We start from the raw sequence: 14751 nt of genomic DNA, 5'->3' as shown, positions 1-14751 counted from the left end.
CCGCGACCCCTCCATCGTCCAACCACAACGAGCCAGCCACAAGATCCTTTCCCCGCCCTGCACTGGCGCCGAAGGCGCCCCCTCCGCTCGATACGGCCGCTCCGCGCCCTACTCGATCAGCATGGACTGCCTGCTGGTCGAGTAGCCGCGCAGCGGCGTATCGAGACCCCGCCCCCTCAGCTCACCGAGTCGCTCGGCTCCTCCATGTACCACTCCGTGAAGGAGCACGCCCGCCCGTCCTCCGCGAAGCGGATCACCCACAGATTCAGGTACGTGCGGTCCGACGGGTAGATGGTCCGCGCCTCCACCACCGCCGTGGTCTCCGTCAGCGCGACGAGCCCCCACGCGAACGTCGGGTCGTCCGGCTCGCTCTCCGCGACCCACCACTCCACGATCGCCTCCCGCGGCGTGATCGCCTCCGCGTACGGCGACGTGAAGTACTCCGCGCCCTCGGTGAAGAGCGCCGCGACATCCGCGGGGTCGTCCGTCGCCCAGGCCTTCTCGTAGCCGGCGATCCAGCTCTCGATCTCGATCATGCGCCCATCCTCGTCCCGCGCCTGGCAGCCCGGTAGAGCGATCGGGAAGGTTTCCGAGCATCGGTCGGTTCGGCTCAGAGGCCCGGCGATGCAAAGCTGAGCAATACGACCCGCCCTGCAGGACGCCGGACCACCGGCGCCCCGCTCCTGCACGCCGCCGACACGAAGGACCGCAGTGCCCGACTCCGACAGACGCTCGCTCACCCGCTCGCCCAGCCCCCGCCTGATCACCGCCGTCCTCGCCTTCGCGGGGATGAGCGCCTCGTTCATGCAGACGCTGGTCGTCCCGATCCAGTCGGAGCTGCCCACCCTGCTCGGCGCCGATCGGAGCGAGACCGCCTGGGTGATCACCGCGACCCTGCTCAGCGCGTGCATCCTCACCCCGGTCTCCGGGCGTCTCGGCGACCTCTACGGCAAGCGCCGGATGGCCCTCGCCGCGCTCGTCGTCCTCGTGCTCGGCTCGATCGTCTGCGCCTTCGCGGACGACGTCTGGACGCTCGTTGTCGGCCGCGCCCTCCAGGGTGCGGTGATGGGCGTCATCCCCCTCGGCATCTCGATCCTCCGCGACACCCTGCACCGCGACCGCCTGCCCGGCGCGATCGCCCTCGTCAGCGCCACGCTCGGCATCGGCGGCGCGCTCGGCCTGCCGCTCAGCGCCCTGGTCGCCGAGAACCTCGACTGGCACGTGCTGTTCTGGATGTCCGCCGGACTCGGCGTCCTCGACATCGTCCTCGTGCTCCTCGTCATCCCCGTCTCGACCCTGCGCTCGCCCGGCCGCTTCGACGTCGTCGGCACGATCGGCCTCGCCATCGGACTCAGCGGCATCCTGATCGCCGTCTCCCGCGGCAACGACGCGGGCTGGACGAGCCCCGGCATCCTCGGCTCCGGCCTCGGCGGCGTCGCGGTCCTGCTGATCTGGGGCTGGTACGAGCTGCGCCAGGAGAGCCCGCTCGTCGACCTCCGGGTCGCCGCCCGCCCCGCGGTGCTGTTCACCAACCTCGCCTCGGTGGCCGTCGGCTTCGCCTTCTTCGGCGCGCAGATCACCCTGCCGCAGCGCCTCGAGCTGCCGGCCGCGTCCGGAGTCGGCTTCGGCCTCAGCCTCATCGTGGCGAGCCTGGTCCTGGCGCCCTCGGGCCTGGCGATGATGGCGACCTCGCCGCTCGCCGCCCGGCTCTCGGCGCAGTCCGGACCGCGTCTGGTGCTGGTCTCGGGAGCGGCGCTGATCGCGGTGTCGTACCTGCTGATCCTCCCGTTCGGCGCAGAGGTCTGGCAGATCCTCGTGATCAACGCGCTGATCGGCGTCGGCCTCGGCCTCGCCTACGCCGCGATGCCGACCCTGATCATGCACGCGGTGCCGGCCTCCGAGACCGCGGCGGCGAACGGCCTGAACTCGCTGATGCGCACCCTCGGCACTACGCTCTCGTCCGCGGTGACCGCGGCCGTGCTGGCGCAGCTGACCGTCTCGGTCGGCGCCGTCGACCTGCCGAGCTCGGAGGCGTTCGAGACGACGTTCGTCATCGGCGCGATCGGCGCGGTGGTCGCCGTGGTGCTCGGGCTGCTGATCCCGAAGGTGTCCCGCCCGGAGGTGCGTCCGGCGCTGCCCTGACCGGTGCTTCCGGCCGGTGTGCTCACCCGAGCGCCGCGCAGCCCGCCGTGCTCACTCCTCGTCGAGGAGCAGCCGCTCGATCTGCAGCTCGCGCAGGCGCACGGTCGCCAGCTGGTTCTCTCGCGCGGCGATCGCGAGCCGGCAGAGCAGCACGGCGAGCACGAGCATGATCACGACGACCGCGATGGCCGCGACGATGTAGAGGATGCCGAAGACGTTCAGAGCGGAGAACATCCTCCGACGCTAGCCAGCGGGGGTTGCGCGGATCGTCCCCCGCAGGACGGAGCCGGGACTCCTCGGAACCCCGATGGCGCTTCACATCCGGGCCCGAGGTGCCCGCGCGTAGGGTGACTCCCCGTGGAACCCCGATCTCCCGACCGCGCGGCGCCCGCCGTCCCCCCGCTCAGCGACGAGGTCGCGCAGGCGCTCGACGCCGGCACGGTCGCCGAGATCCGCGCCCTCCGCGACGACTTCGCGCGGTTCATGCTGCAGTACAAGTTCGGCATGGACGAGATCGTCACGAAGGTGACGATCCTGCAGGAGGAGTTCCGCGAGATGCGGGAGTACAACCCGATCGAGCACGTGTCGAGCCGGCTGAAGTCGGCCGACAGCCTGATCGAGAAGATCGAGCGCAAGGGCTGCGACACCTCCTTCGAGGGCATCGCCGCCGCCGTCACCGACATCGCGGGCGTCCGGATCACCTGCAGCTTCGTCTCGGACGTCTACCGCGTCTTCGACATGCTCACCTCGCAGGCCGACGTCCGCGTCCTCGAGGTGAAGGACTACATCGCCACTCCGAAGGAGAACGGCTACAAGAGCCTGCACGCGATCGTCGAGGTGCCGGTGTTCCTCTCGGGAGGCTCGGTCGACGTCTGCGTCGAAGTCCAGTTCCGCACCATCGCGATGGATTTCTGGGCGAGCCTCGAGCACAAGATCTACTACAAGTACGACCGCCAGGTCCCGCAGCAGCTGCTCGACGGCCTGTCCGACGCCGCGCGCACCGCCGCCGCCCTCGATGCCGACATGGAGCGCCTGCACCGCCAGGTCCGCGGCGAGCTCCCTCTCGACCCGGTCCTCCGCATCCTCGACGTCTGACCCGCTGCACCGTTCAAGCAGCCCGCTCCGACGCCATGCTGATCGAGTAGCCCGCGCAGCGGGCGTATCGAGATCCACCGTCGCCGGGGCTACCCCAGCGCCGTCACCAGCACCAGCAGCAGCACTGCGGAACCGTTCAGCGTCGCGTGCGACACGATCGCCGCGCCGAGCCGCCCGGTCACCGTCGAGATCCAGCCGTGCGCGAGCCCGGCGATCACCGTCGTCGTCCCCAGCGTGACCACCGTCGCGGGGTTCACCATCTGGTGCCCGTGCAGCAGGGCGAAGACCAGCGTCGACGCGATCACGCTGAACAACGCCGCCCAGACGCGCCGTCCGCGGGTCGGCGGTGCCGCATCGCCCTTCGTCCGCAGCATCCGGTTGCGGACCGCCCGCATGACGACCCCGCGGCAGAGGATCTCCTCGACGATCGGAGCGACCAGCACCGGGATCATCACGGAGCTCAGCACGAACCACAGCGGATCGGGGTCGAGCTCGAGGTTGCTCTCCGCCTCGCCCAGCAGCGGCGAGAACACGATCAGCACGGCGACGATCGCGAGCCGCACGCCGATCCCCAGCCCGATGCCGATCGGCACGTCGATCCAGCGGAACCGCAGCCCGTAGTCGGCCGCGAGCGACCCCAGCCCGCGCAGCTTCGATGCGGCGAACGGGATGACGAGCGCGACCAGGTAGCTGGCGAACGACCCCGCGAACACGAGCCCGGGGGAGTAGGGCAGCACCCCGAAGCCGAACAGCACGATCAGCAGCGCGAGCGGCAGCACGATCCCGGCGATCGTGAGCGCCGCCGTCGGCAGTCCCCAGCGCACCCGCGGATCCGGCAGATAGAGGAGAGAGGAGTACGGAGCGTCGACCGACGGCTGCGGCTCGGGCGGCGGTGCCCAGGCGAAGACGGGCCCACCCTGCGCCGGCGCGGCGGCGACGGCAGGCTGCTCGGGGGCGACGGTCGACGGATCGGGCGGCGGAAAGGCGGCGGGATTCATGGCCCGCCCAGGCTACGCAGCCCAGCTGAGCGCCCGGAGCGCACCTCGGGCTCGCAGAACCACGTCCGGCACGCCGGTTCGCGCCGTTCTCGCGAGCCGAGGCCGATTCGACGAGCCGAGGATTCCGTAGGGGCGGGGATGCGCGAGAGCATCGGTGCCGCACGAGGACGAACCTCTCGGCCCCTCGGAAATGTTCGATTCTTTCGTTTCTCCCGAGTATCATCGACGCCATGAGCACGTCCACCGATCGACCGCGCGGTGCCCGCAAGGCCCAGACGTACCTCCCCGAGGCCGCCGCCCGGGACGAAATCCTCGACTTCGCCGCGCTGATGCGAGAGCTCGAGATCTTCCTCGCGCAGAACTCGTCGAAGGCGGCGCTCGTCGACCCCCAGGGCAGGGCCCGCCCCATCCCCGATGAGATCTTCCGCATCCTCGATCAGGTGACGAACTCCCTCGCCGCGGGCGAGGGCATCACGGTCGTCCCGCAGGGGACGACGATGACGACGCAGCAGGCCGCGGACTTCCTCGGGATCAGTCGCCCGACGCTGGTCCGCCTGCTGGAAGCGGGCGACATCGCTCATGACAAGCCCGGTCGTCACCGTCGGGTCCGGTTGGAGGACCTGGTCGCCTATCAGGCGGACTTCCGCGCCGAACGCCGCGCCGCGCTGCGCGAGCTGCGGCAGGCGAGTCTGAGCGCGAAGGTCCAGGTGGGCGATCCTGCTGCGGTGAAGCGGCGTGCGGAGCTCGACGCTGAGTGAGATTCCCGGCCTTCTTCGACACCAACGTCCTCTACGGCGCTCTGCTCAACGACTTCGTCCTCGAACTCGCTGATCGCGGGCTCTACCGGCCGCTGTGGTCGAAGGACGTCCTGTTCGAGCTCGCGAAGAACCTGGTGAAGAACGGGGAGGATCCGCTTCTCGTCGAGAAGCGCGTCGGGACGATGGAGCGCTACTTCGCCGACGCCATGGTCTCCGGCTACGACGACCTGGTACCGACGATGGCGAACGACGAGAAGGATCGGCACGTCCTCGCGGCCGCCGTCCGTGGCGGTGCAGAGGTGCTGGTGACGTTCAACACGAAGGACTTCCCGCCGGCGTCCGTCGAGCCGTTCGACCTCGAGATCGTCCATCCCTGCTGGACCAGCTCGACCTCTACCGCGCGCCGACGCTCCGCGCTCTTGTCGAACTCGTCGAGGGGTACGACTCTCCGGCGATGACCGTCGACGACTTCCTGCTCGCGCTCACCCGCGCCGGGGTGCCGGACTTCGTGGATGCCGTTCGGTCGAAGCTCTACTGACCCGTCCCGGAGGGGACCGAGGCAGGAGCGTCACGCGTCGGCGGCCGGACGGTGGCTCACGCGGCGATCGGGCCGACCAGTTAACGGAAGAAACCCCCGCCATGTAGAAGCTAGGCGAGGGTTTCCGTGGCTCCGACGGGCGTCGATCCCGTGACCTCACGATTTTCAGTCGTGCGCTCTACCAACTGAGCTACAGAGCCGTTGCAGCCGAGGATGTCCGAGGACATCGATGCCGCGAGGAGACGAACGAGTCGTCTCCTGGAAAAGGCCCTTCCTCTCGGAAGGGCCTCTCTGCGACCCTGACGGGACTTGAACCCGCGACCTCCGCCGTGACAGGGCGGCACGCTAACCAGCTGCGCTACAGGGCCTCGTTGCGAAGACAAGCATACTGCCTTCGAGGCTGTTCGATTTTCACATCCCGTCCGTCTCCGGCCGTTCTGCGGTGGTGCACTTCTCTTGCGGTGGTAGTCCTCATCCGTGACCCCAACGGGATTCGAACCCGTGCTGCCGCCGTGAAAGGGCGGTGTCCTAGGCCACTAAACGATGGGGCCGGAAGCTCGCCGGGGCGACCCTGCGGCCGACCCACCATGACTACCGACACGCAAGCATAGGGACAGCCGGCCGGATATGCAAAATCGGCCCTGGAGGGGCGCCGATCGCGGGTCGGCCGCCGCACGTCGATGCGCGCCTGTGCCCCGGACGGGCGACGCCGATCCCTAGGCGTACGGGGAGGGCTTGACTAGTGTGGGTCGGAATCGCCACTTCCTCGCGACGGAGCCGCACCGCCGCCGGGGGAGTAGTCCGTCTCCAGCACCGAGGTCCCATGATCCACTCTTCGCGCCGAAACCGCCCCGCACGCCGCTCCGGCGCGCCGCGGATCGGCCGTCTCCGCGGCACCGCCCTCGTCTCGGCCGCGGTGGCCCTGGTCGCGGGCCTGCTGGTCGCCACTCCCGCGCAGGCGGTCGAGTACCCCAGCTGGGCCGACGTCGAGGCGGCGAAGGGCAACACCCAGGCGGCGGCCGCGCAGGTGGACAGCATCCTCTCGCTGATCGACGGCCTGCAGAGCGAGGTCGCGGCGGCGCAGCAGGTCGCCGAGCAGCGCGGCGAGGAGTACTTCGCGGCGCAGCAGGACTTCGACGACGCCTCCGATCGGGCGAGCGAGCTCGAGGCCAAGGCCACCGCCAGTGCCGATCAGGCCGACGCCGCGACGCAGCAGGCGGGCCTCCTGGCCGCTCAGCTCTACCGCACCACCGGCACCGACCTCTCGGTCAACATCTTCCTCGACGGCGAGGGCGGCAAGGCCGACGACCTCCTCGGCCGCATCGGCAACATGACCAAGCTCGTCGAGCGCTCCAACGCCATCTACGAGCAGGCCAGCACCACCAAGAACACCGCCGAGTCGCTCGGCGACCAGGCGAAGGTCGCGCAGGCCGAGCGGGAGAAGCTCCGCGTCGCCGCCGAGTCGAAGCTCGCCGAGGCCACGGCCGCGCAGGCCGCCTCGGAGGCCGCGCTCACCGAGCAGCAGAACCAGAGCATCGTGCTCGAGCAGCAGCTGGCCGCCCTCCGCGACACGGAGTCGACGACCGTCGCCGACTACGAGGCCGGCGTCGCCGCCCGCGAGGCCGAGCGCCAGCGCATCCTCGCCGAGCAGGAGGCCGCCCGTCAGGCGCAGGCCGAGCTCGCCCGCCAGCGGGCCGCAGCAGCCCGAGAGGCCGCGGCGGCGGCAGCAGCAGCGGCTCCCTCCCGCGGATCCGGCGGCGGCGGTGGCTACAGCGCCCCGGTCGCCCCGTCTCCGGGTGGCGGCTCGACCGCGGTCGGCGACTCCGGCTGGGTGCTCCCCGCCTCGGGCCGCATCACCGGCACCTTCGGCCCCCGCGGCAGCCTCTCCACCGGCGGCGGCTCGACCAGCTCCTACCACCGCGGCACCGACATCGCCGGCGGCTGCGGCATTCCGATCTTCGCCGCCCACAGCGGGACGGTGACCTACGCCGGCTGGTTCGGCACCTACGGCAACTGGATCGAGATCAGCAACGGCGACGGCATCAGCACCGGCTACGCGCACATCATGCCCGGCGGCATCTACGTCAGCGTCGGCCAGCGGGTCGAGGCGGGCCAGCAGATCGCCGCCGTCGGCACCACCGGCGCCTCGACCGGCTGCCACCTGCACTACGAGACCCGCGTCAACGGCACCGCCGTCGACGCTCAGCCCTTCATGGCCGCACGAGGAGTCACACTTGGTTGACGCGCAGAAGACCGCCCGCAGCTTCACCCCCGCCCCGCGTGAGCGGGCCTGGAAGGGCCGTCTTCCGCTGGCGGTCTCGGCCGCCTTCGCGGTGACCGCCGTCACGGCGTCGCTCGGCATCGTGCCGGCTCAGGCGGACGACCCGTCGTACCCCTCGTGGGACGACGTGCAGAACGCGAAGACCGACGAGGCGAGCAAGCAGGCCGAGATCGACTCGATCACCGCGCTGATCGGCGGGCTGCAGACCTCGGTCGACGACGCGTCGCTCGTCGCGATGAAGAAGGCGGAGGCCTGGCGCCAGGCCCAGGAGGCGCTCGACGCCGCGGCCGCCGCCGTCACCGAGCTCGAGGACCGCGCGAACGCGGCGGCGTCGACGGCGCACACGTCGCAGATGCGGGCCGGCCTCCTCGCCGCGCACCTCTCCCGCTCCGCCGGCGGCGACCTCTCGATGAGCCTCGTCGCGAAGGGCCAGGACGCGGGCGATCTGCTGTACCAGCTCGGCGCGATGTCGCAGCTCTCCGAGCAGTCGCAGCGCGTCTACGCCGACGCCCTGGCCGACAAGCAGACCGCGGAGTCGCTCGCCGAGCAGGCCGACGTCGCCGTCGTCGAGCACCAGAAGCTGTCCGACGCCGCGGACGAGGCCCGCACGGGCGCCGACGCGGCCGCCGCCTCCGCCCGGAGCGCCCTCGCGGCGCAGGAGGCGAAGTCGGAGGAGCTCATCGCGCAGCTCGCGCTGCTCAAGGACTCCACCGTCGAGATCGAGACCGCGTTCCTCGCCGGCGAGCAGGAGCGCAAGGCCGCCGCGGCCGCTGCCGCCGCCGCCGCGAAGGCCGAGGCCGACGCTGCCGCCGCCCAGCCCGCCGCGAGCGCTCCCGTCGCGGCTCAGCCCTCGTCGGGCTCGTCGTCCGGCTCCTCGTCGTCCGGCTCCCGCCCGGCCGCGCCGGCCGTGAACCAGCCCTCGGCGCCGGTCGTGCAGCAACCGGTCGCCCCCCAGCCCGAGGCGCCGCAGCAGCAGCCGGCTCCGCAGCAGCCCGCTGCGCCGGCGGCCCCCGCGCAGCCCGCCGTCCAGCTCCCGCAGCCGGCCGCACCGCAGCCCGCGCCGGTTCCGGTGGCGAATCCGGAGCCGCAGGTCGACCAGGTCGAGACCGCGATCTCCTACGCGATGGCGCAGCTCGGCGAGCGCTACGTGCTCGGCGGCATGGGCCCGGACGTCTGGGACTGCTCGGGTCTCACCAAGCAGTCGTACGCGAGCGCCGGCGAGTACATCGGCACCCACTCCGCGACGAACCAGTACAACACCATGGCGAACGAGGGCAAGCTCGTCCCCTACAGCCAGCGTCAGCGCGGCGACCTGCTCTTCTGGTCCGACTCGCCCGGCGACTACTACCACGTCGCGATCTACCTCGGAGACGGCCAGATGATCGAGGCGCCGAACCCCAACTCGCCGGTGCGCGTGCACTCGATCTGGGGCACCCCGACCGGCATGGTCGGCCGCCCGACGGCGTAGCGCCGCCCGCGCGGCTCCGCCCGGGCAGCACCGCCCGAAGACACGAGAACCCGCCCCCTCGAGGCGCCGGCAGCAGCCGGTCGACTCGACGGGGCGGGTTCCGTCGTGAGAAGACCCGTGAGGGTCAGTGGCCCTCTTCGGCCAGCTTCTTGATGCCGTCCTGGACGATCTGCTCGGCCTCGGCCGCGTCGCCCCAGGCCTCGACCTTGACCCACTTGTTGGGCTCGAGGTCCTTGTAGCGCTCGAAGAAGTGCTTGATCTCGTTCTTGGTCTGCTCCGGGACGTCCGAGATGTCCTGGATGTGCTGCCAGCGCGGGTCCTTCGCGGGGACCACGATCACCTTGGCGTCGGAGCCGGCCTCGTCGCTCATGTTGAGCACGCCGACCGGGCGGACGGAGACGCCCACGCCCGGGAAGACGGGGTACTCGAGCAGCACCAGCGCGTCGACAGGGTCGCCGTCGAGGCCGAGGGTGTTCTCGAAGTAGCCGTAGTCCGTCGGGTAGACGAAGGAGGTGAAGAGCACGCGGTCGAGGTAGACGCGACCGGTCTCGTGATCGACCTCGTACTTGTTGCGGCTGCCCTTGGGGATCTCTACGACGACGTCGTATGCGGCCATGTTCGCTCCTTGAGTCGGTGGCGCCGCGGGCGGCGCATCGGCGGGTCGGACCGGCCGGGGGAGTGCGCGCGGACACGCGCGCTCGCAGGCCGGATCGCTGGCCTAACGTTACTTGATGTGCCCGATCGCCCCCGCCTGACTCCCGCCGTCGCCGACATCCGGCGCGCGGTGCGCGCGAGCCTCGACGAGCTCGAATCCGGAGCCCTGGTGCTCGTCGCGCTGAGCGGCGGAGCCGACTCGCTGGCCCTCGCCGCCGCGGTCGCCTTCGAGGCCGAGCGCGGCGGCCGGCGGGCCGGCGCCGTGATCGTCGACCACGGTCTCCAGGACGGATCGGCGGAGGTCGCGCGACGCGCATCGGAGCAGGCGCACACCCTCGGCCTCGCCCCCGTGCTGCGCGAGGTCGTGTCGGTGCTGCCGGACGGAGACGGCCCGGAGGCGGCGGCGCGCACGGCGCGGTACCGCGCTTTCGACGACGCGGTCGAGGCGACGGGCGCCGCAGCGGTCCTCCTCGCCCACACGCTCGACGACCAGGCCGAGACGGTGCTGCTCGGGCTGGCCCGGGGCGCGGGCGCCGCGAGTCTGCACGGCATGGCGGCGGTGAGCGGGGTGCTGCGGCGCCCTCTGCTCGGCATCCGGCGCTCGAGCACCGTGGCCGCCTGCGCGGACGCCGGGCTGGAGCCCTGGAGTGATCCGCACAACGACGATCCGCGCTACACCCGCGTCCGCGTCCGCCGCTCGGTGCTGCCGGTGCTCGAGGACGAGCTCGGCCCGGGAGTCGCCGAGGCGCTCGCCCGCACGGCCGACCAGCTCCGCGAGGACGGCGACGCGCTCGACGCGATGGCGCTCGACTGGGCGCTCGAGCTCGTCGGCCAGAACGACGACGGCCACGTAACGGTCGACGCGCGCGGCCTCGCCGCCGACCCGCCGGCGCTGCGCCAGCGGATCATCCGCCTCGTCGTGCAGAACGAGTTCGGCGTCGCCCTCTCCCGCGCCCAGACCCTCGCCGTCGCCGCCCTCGTCACCGACTGGCACGGCCAGAAGGGCGTCGACCTCCCCGGAGTCCGCGCCACCCGGGTCTCCGCAACTCTCGTCTTCGCCCCCGTGTGATCTCCCCGCCGCGAGATGCCACTTGTGCACGCGACACGCCGTGGAAGGCGTGCACAAGTGGCATCTCGCGGAGGGGAGCAGGGCGTCCCCGCCCGTAGAGTGGCCGGGTGGAAGCAGCCGACATCGCCGACGACATCACCGAGGTCCTCTTCACCGAGGCCGAGATCCACGAGCGGATCCGCGACCTGGCCCGCGCCATCGAGCGCGACTACGCCGGCGAGAACCTGCTCATCGTGGGGGTGCTCCGCGGTGCCGTCATGGTGATGGCGGACCTCGCCCGCGAGCTCAAGCTCGACATCGTGATGGACTGGATGGCCGTCTCCTCCTACGGCAGCAGCACCAAGTCCTCCGGCGTGGTGCGGATCCTCAAGGACCTCGACACCGACATCACCGACCGCAAGGTGCTGATCGTCGAGGACATCATCGACTCCGGCCTCACGCTCTCCTGGCTGCAGGGCAACCTGCGCAGCCGCGGCGCGGAGTCCGTCGAGATCTGCGCGCTCTTCCGCAAGCCCCGCGCCGCCAAGGTCGAGGTCGACGTCGCGTACGTGGGCTTCGACATCCCGAACGACTTCGTCATCGGCTACGGCCTCGACTACGCCGAGCGCTACCGCAACCTCCGCGATGTCGCGATCCTCGCTCCCCACGTCTACGCCTGACTGGTCCGGGGCCGACGCCCGCGCGGACGCGGCGCAGTCGAGCCTCGAGCGGCTCTTCGCGGTGCCGGTGCTCGGCTACCACGTGAGCTACCCGACGTCGCTGCGCGCGGATCTCGAGTTCGACTACTGGTGGCTCGCGCACGCGATCGACGCCGCCGTCGACGCGTTCGAGCGCACCGGGGACACCGGGCACCTCGAGCGCGCTTCGCGGATCCACCGCGCCGTCCGGCTCCGCAACGGCGGCCGGCTGGTCAACGGCTACTTCGACGACATGATGTGGCTCGGCGGCGCGCTCGCCCGCCTCGGCGAGGCGACGGGGGAGGGGCGCTGGCTCGACCGCGCGGACCGGCTCTGGCGCTTCGCGGTCGCACGAGGCTGGAACCTCCGGCACGGCGCGAGCCTGGCCTGGCGCCGCCGCCAGCTCGACTACAAGAACGCGCCGGCGAACGGGCCGTTCGCGATCCTCGGTGCGCGGCTGGAGCGGCTCCGCCCCGACGGCCGCGAGGAGCTGGCCCGCGCCGCCTTCGACTGGCTGCACGTGCGCCTGCGCGACGACGACACCGGCTTCGTCGCCGACGGCATCGGCCGCGAGGGCGGCTCGGCCCGCGACGACTGGGCGTTCAGCTACAACCACGGCGTCTACATCGGCGCGGCGCTCGCACTGCACCGGCTGCGTCCGGATGCACGGCTGCTCGCGCACGCCTCCCGCACCGCCGACGACCTGCTCACGCGCCTCGCTCCCGACGGCGTCTTCGTCGACCAGGGTGCGGGCGACGGCGCGCTCTTCGGCGGGATCGCCTACCGGCACCTGGTCGACCTCGCGACGGCGGACGGGGTCGACGCCGCGTCCGCCGCGCGGATCCGCCGCTTCGTCACCGGCAGCGTCGATGCACTCTGGCGCTCGAGCGAGCGCGGCGGGATCCTGCTCGCCGGTCCGCGCTGGGACGCCCCGCCGACCCTGCCCGCGACGCTCTCGGCCGAGCTCGGCGCGGTCCTCGCGACGGAGGCGGCGGCGACCCTCGAGCGGCGCACGGTGCGGGAGCCGGCGCCCGGCACAGCAGACTGAGAGCGTGAGAGCCCCCTCCGCGAGATCCACGGCCGCGCGACCCGTGGTCGCCGTCGTCATCAATCCGAGCAAGTTCGACGACGTCGGCGCCGCGCAGGACGTGGTCGCCACGGTCGCCCGCCGCGCCGGCTGGCGCGAGCCGCTCTGGTTCGAGACCAGCGTCGACGACTCCGGAGCCGGAGCCGCGCGCGCCGCCCTGGAGTCTGGCGCCGACCTCGTCTGCGCGATGGGCGGCGACGGCACCGTCCGGGCGGTCGCCTCGGTGCTGCGCGGCACGTCCGTTCCCTACGGACTGCTGCCCAGCGGCACCGGCAACCTGCTCGCCCGGAACCTCGGGATCCCGCTCGGCGCGCTCGCCGACGCGGTCGAGATCGCGCTGCTCGGGCAGGACCGGGCGATCGACGTCGGCACGGCGACCTTCGACGACGGCGAGGAGCGCGTCTTCATGGTGATGGGCGGCGTGGGCCTGGACGCGGAGATCATGGACAAGACCGACGACGAGCTGAAGAAACGGGTCGGCTGGGGCGCCTACGTCGCGGCGGGCGCCGAGGTGATGTTCAAGGCCGGCTTCGAGGTGACGCTGACGATCGACGGCAAGCCGGAGCCGCCGACCCGCACCCTGATGGTGCTGGCCTGCAACTGCAGCTCGGTCGTGGCGAACATCGAGCTCGCCGCCGGCGCGGTCCTCGACGACGGCGACCTCGAGCTGGTGCTGCTGCGCCGCCGCTTCGGCCTCGCTCTCGACGTCGCGACCGGCAACCGCAACGGCCTCGCGTCCCTGCACCAGTGGCCGGGGCGCGAGTTCTCCTTCTCGCTCGACCAGCCCGTGCTCGCCGAGCTCGACGGCGACCCGATCGGCCGCACCACGAGCGGCCGCTTCAGCGTCGACCCCGGCGCGCTGCTCGTCCGCCTGCCCGTGCCGACCCCGAAGAGCCCGGGCCTCACCCCGCACGACACCCTCGTGATCGACACCACCGAGATCGCGACGATCCTCGCCGCCGAGCCCGACGGAGCGGCACCGACCACCTGACGCTCCGAGCGCCACCATGCTGGTCGAGTAGCGCCGCAGGGGCGTATCGAGACCCGCCGTCATCAGCTGGGAGGTCTGCAGACTCGACGTCCGGTGACGGTGGATCTCGAGACGCCCGCTGCGCGGGCTACTCGATCAGCATGCAACGGGAGTGCTGCTGTCTCCCTCTCATGCTGGTCGAGTAGCCCCGGAGGGGCGTATCGAGACCCAACGTCGTCAGCAGGGAGGTCTGCAGACTTCCCTCTTGGCCAAGGTGGATCTCGATACGCCCGCTGCGCGGGCTACTCGATCAGCAGGAGAGCGACGCGGCTGCTCGCTCAAGCGGGGGGCTTCCTCCCGCTCCTTTACGGATGTAATGTATGTTACGAACGTAAAGGAGGCACCATGGCCGACCCCCGCCTCGCCCGCTCGCGCGAGCAGCTGATCGCCGCGATCACGGTCGCGCTCGATCGTCCCGGCGACGAGCAGCCGTCGATCACCGACCTCTGCTCGGCCGCCCGCGTCAGCCGGCCGACCTTCTACCAGCACTTCGGCGACGTGCCCTCGCTGGTCGAGGCCGCCGCGCTGGAGCGCATGCACGCGCTGTTCGCCGCCGTCGTGCCGCCCTCGCCGCAGGACGACTGGGAGACCGCGGTGCCCCGCGTCGTCCGCGGCCTGCTCTCGGGGCTGCTCGAGCACGCCGACTTCTACCGCCGCGCGCTGAGCGGTGGCACCGCCCGCTCCGTCCAGGAGTCGGTCGTCGCCTTCCTCGCCCAGCGGCTGCTCGCCTTCTCGCCGCTGGCCGCGCAGGAGGCGGGCGACCGCGCCCGGGTCGAGCGCTTCGCCGTCTTCCTCGCCGCCGGGACCGTCTGGCTCGTCGTCGGCTGGCTGCTCGACGGCGACGACCGCCGCCCGGTCGCCTCCGCCTCGGCCGAGATCGCCGAGCTCCTCGTCACCGGAGTCGCATCGCCGCGGCTCACCGCCCCCGCCCCCGACTCCTCGAAGTAGAAGGAC

Annotated in this window: 15 protein-coding genes and 3 tRNA genes; 11 read left to right on the top strand and 7 right to left on the bottom strand. The window is 71.7% G+C overall.

Annotation, left to right across the window (positions count from 1 at the left end; translation table 11 throughout):
- Positions 1–176: 176 nt before the first annotated feature.
- Positions 177–536 carry a nuclear transport factor 2 family protein gene (locus EDF43_RS18670; RefSeq protein ID WP_132438037.1) on the bottom strand — a complete coding sequence of 120 codons (360 nt, stop codon included), beginning with the start codon at positions 534–536 and terminating at the stop codon, positions 177–179.
- A gap of 175 nt (positions 537–711) precedes the next feature.
- Between EDF43_RS18670 and EDF43_RS18665 the strand changes: the two genes are divergently transcribed.
- Positions 712–2142 (top strand): MFS transporter, encoded by a 1431-nt coding sequence (locus EDF43_RS18665; protein WP_243581140.1) that lies wholly within the window; start codon positions 712–714, stop codon positions 2140–2142.
- A 51-nt stretch (positions 2143–2193) separates the two neighbouring features.
- On the opposite strand, the gene EDF43_RS18660 is transcribed toward EDF43_RS18665, so the two are convergent.
- A complete protein-coding gene (locus EDF43_RS18660) occupies positions 2194–2376 on the bottom strand; it encodes a hypothetical protein (protein ID WP_132438036.1) in 183 nt (60 codons plus the stop codon).
- A gap of 249 nt (positions 2377–2625) precedes the next feature.
- Between EDF43_RS18660 and EDF43_RS18655 the strand changes: the two genes are divergently transcribed.
- On the top strand, positions 2626–3237 hold the full coding sequence (locus EDF43_RS18655; protein ID WP_123732880.1) for a GTP pyrophosphokinase family protein: 612 nt from the start codon (positions 2626–2628) through the stop codon (positions 3235–3237).
- 89 nt (positions 3238–3326) lie between these two features.
- Here EDF43_RS18655 and EDF43_RS18650 read toward each other — a convergent pair whose 3' ends face one another.
- A complete protein-coding gene (locus EDF43_RS18650) occupies positions 3327–4235 on the bottom strand; it encodes a type II CAAX endopeptidase family protein (protein ID WP_132438035.1) in 909 nt (302 codons plus the stop codon).
- Positions 4236–4465: 230 nt separating this feature from the next.
- Here EDF43_RS18650 and EDF43_RS18645 point away from each other — a divergent pair, with 230 nt between their 5' ends.
- Together EDF43_RS18645 and EDF43_RS18640 are read left to right on the top strand one after the other, a co-directional pair.
- Positions 4466–4993 (top strand): helix-turn-helix domain-containing protein, encoded by a 528-nt coding sequence (locus EDF43_RS18645; RefSeq protein ID WP_123705537.1) that lies wholly within the window; start codon positions 4466–4468, stop codon positions 4991–4993.
- Positions 4990–5451 (top strand): PIN domain-containing protein, encoded by a 462-nt coding sequence (locus EDF43_RS18640; RefSeq protein ID WP_207901843.1) that lies wholly within the window; start codon positions 4990–4992, stop codon positions 5449–5451. Before EDF43_RS18645 ends, EDF43_RS18640 begins: the two co-directional genes overlap by 4 nt.
- Positions 5452–5658: 207 nt before the next feature.
- On the opposite strand, the gene EDF43_RS18635 is transcribed toward EDF43_RS18640, so the two are convergent.
- The 3 genes from EDF43_RS18635 to EDF43_RS18625 form a co-directional block, all read right to left on the bottom strand.
- Positions 5659–5731, bottom strand: a tRNA-Phe gene (locus tag EDF43_RS18635).
- A gap of 94 nt (positions 5732–5825) precedes the next feature.
- Positions 5826–5899, bottom strand: a tRNA-Asp gene (locus tag EDF43_RS18630).
- A gap of 110 nt (positions 5900–6009) precedes the next feature.
- Positions 6010–6082: transfer RNA gene (locus tag EDF43_RS18625), tRNA-Glu, on the bottom strand.
- A 272-nt stretch (positions 6083–6354) separates the two neighbouring features.
- Between EDF43_RS18625 and EDF43_RS18620 the strand changes: the two genes are divergently transcribed.
- Both EDF43_RS18620 and EDF43_RS18615 read left to right on the top strand, forming a co-directional pair.
- A complete protein-coding gene (locus tag EDF43_RS18620; RefSeq protein WP_243646362.1) occupies positions 6355–7773 on the top strand; it encodes a peptidoglycan DD-metalloendopeptidase family protein in 1419 nt (472 codons plus the stop codon).
- Positions 7766–9280, top strand: a complete 1515-nt coding sequence (locus tag EDF43_RS18615) for a C40 family peptidase (RefSeq protein WP_132438034.1) — start codon at positions 7766–7768, stop codon at positions 9278–9280. Before EDF43_RS18620 ends, EDF43_RS18615 begins: the two co-directional genes overlap by 8 nt.
- A 124-nt stretch (positions 9281–9404) precedes the next feature.
- On the opposite strand, the gene ppa is transcribed toward EDF43_RS18615, so the two are convergent.
- The gene (gene ppa / locus EDF43_RS18610) at positions 9405–9896 is read right to left on the bottom strand and encodes an inorganic diphosphatase (protein ID WP_123446811.1); all 492 of its coding nucleotides are present in this window, start codon (positions 9894–9896) and stop codon (positions 9405–9407) included.
- Positions 9897–10013: 117 nt separating this feature from the next.
- Between ppa and tilS the strand changes: the two genes are divergently transcribed.
- The 5 genes from tilS to EDF43_RS18585 all read left to right on the top strand — a co-directional run bounded on the left by tilS (position 10014) and on the right by EDF43_RS18585 (position 14745).
- The gene (gene tilS / locus EDF43_RS18605; protein ID WP_132438033.1) at positions 10014–11003 is read left to right on the top strand and encodes a tRNA lysidine(34) synthetase TilS; all 990 of its coding nucleotides are present in this window, start codon (positions 10014–10016) and stop codon (positions 11001–11003) included.
- Positions 11004–11110: 107 nt separating this feature from the next.
- Positions 11111–11662 (top strand): hypoxanthine phosphoribosyltransferase, encoded by a 552-nt coding sequence (gene hpt, locus EDF43_RS18600; protein ID WP_123446809.1) that lies wholly within the window; start codon positions 11111–11113, stop codon positions 11660–11662.
- The gene (locus EDF43_RS18595) at positions 11628–12728 is read left to right on the top strand and encodes a glycoside hydrolase family 76 protein (protein ID WP_132438032.1); all 1101 of its coding nucleotides are present in this window, start codon (positions 11628–11630) and stop codon (positions 12726–12728) included. The genes hpt and EDF43_RS18595 overlap by 35 nt, the downstream gene beginning before the upstream one ends.
- 4 nt (positions 12729–12732) lie before the next feature.
- Positions 12733–13758, top strand: coding sequence for a diacylglycerol kinase family protein (locus EDF43_RS18590; protein WP_165909185.1), 1026 nt, complete (start codon positions 12733–12735; stop codon positions 13756–13758).
- A gap of 384 nt (positions 13759–14142) precedes the next feature.
- Positions 14143–14745, top strand: coding sequence for a TetR/AcrR family transcriptional regulator (locus tag EDF43_RS18585; protein ID WP_132438030.1), 603 nt, complete (start codon positions 14143–14145; stop codon positions 14743–14745).
- Positions 14746–14751: the final 6 nt, after the last annotated feature.

The sequence above is a fragment of the Rathayibacter sp. PhB179 genome (assembly GCF_004345345.1).
In the GTDB taxonomy this organism is placed as follows: Bacteria; Actinomycetota; Actinomycetes; order Actinomycetales; family Microbacteriaceae; genus Rathayibacter; species Rathayibacter festucae.
The sequence above is the reverse complement of the archived record's forward strand: the minus strand, read 5'-3'. Positions and strand labels throughout refer to the sequence as shown.

Coding starts and splice junctions, on each gene's coding strand:
- EDF43_RS18670 (WP_132438037.1), bottom strand. CDS start 536: ATGATCGAGATCGAGAGCTGGATCGCCGGCTACGAGAAGGCCTGGGCG.
- EDF43_RS18660 (WP_132438036.1), bottom strand. CDS start 2,376: ATGTTCTCCGCTCTGAACGTCTTCGGCATCCTCTACATCGTCGCGGCC.
- EDF43_RS18655 (WP_123732880.1), top strand. CDS start 2,626: ATGCTGCAGTACAAGTTCGGCATGGACGAGATCGTCACGAAGGTGACG.
- EDF43_RS18650 (WP_132438035.1), bottom strand. CDS start 4,235: ATGAATCCCGCCGCCTTTCCGCCGCCCGATCCGTCGACCGTCGCCCCC.
- EDF43_RS18645 (WP_123705537.1), top strand. CDS start 4,466: ATGAGCACGTCCACCGATCGACCGCGCGGTGCCCGCAAGGCCCAGACG.
- EDF43_RS18620 (WP_243646362.1), top strand. CDS start 6,355: ATGATCCACTCTTCGCGCCGAAACCGCCCCGCACGCCGCTCCGGCGCG.
- ppa (WP_123446811.1), bottom strand. CDS start 9,896: ATGGCCGCATACGACGTCGTCGTAGAGATCCCCAAGGGCAGCCGCAAC.
- EDF43_RS18595 (WP_132438032.1), top strand. CDS start 11,628: ATGTCGCGATCCTCGCTCCCCACGTCTACGCCTGACTGGTCCGGGGCC.
- EDF43_RS18585 (WP_132438030.1), top strand. CDS start 14,143: ATGGCCGACCCCCGCCTCGCCCGCTCGCGCGAGCAGCTGATCGCCGCG.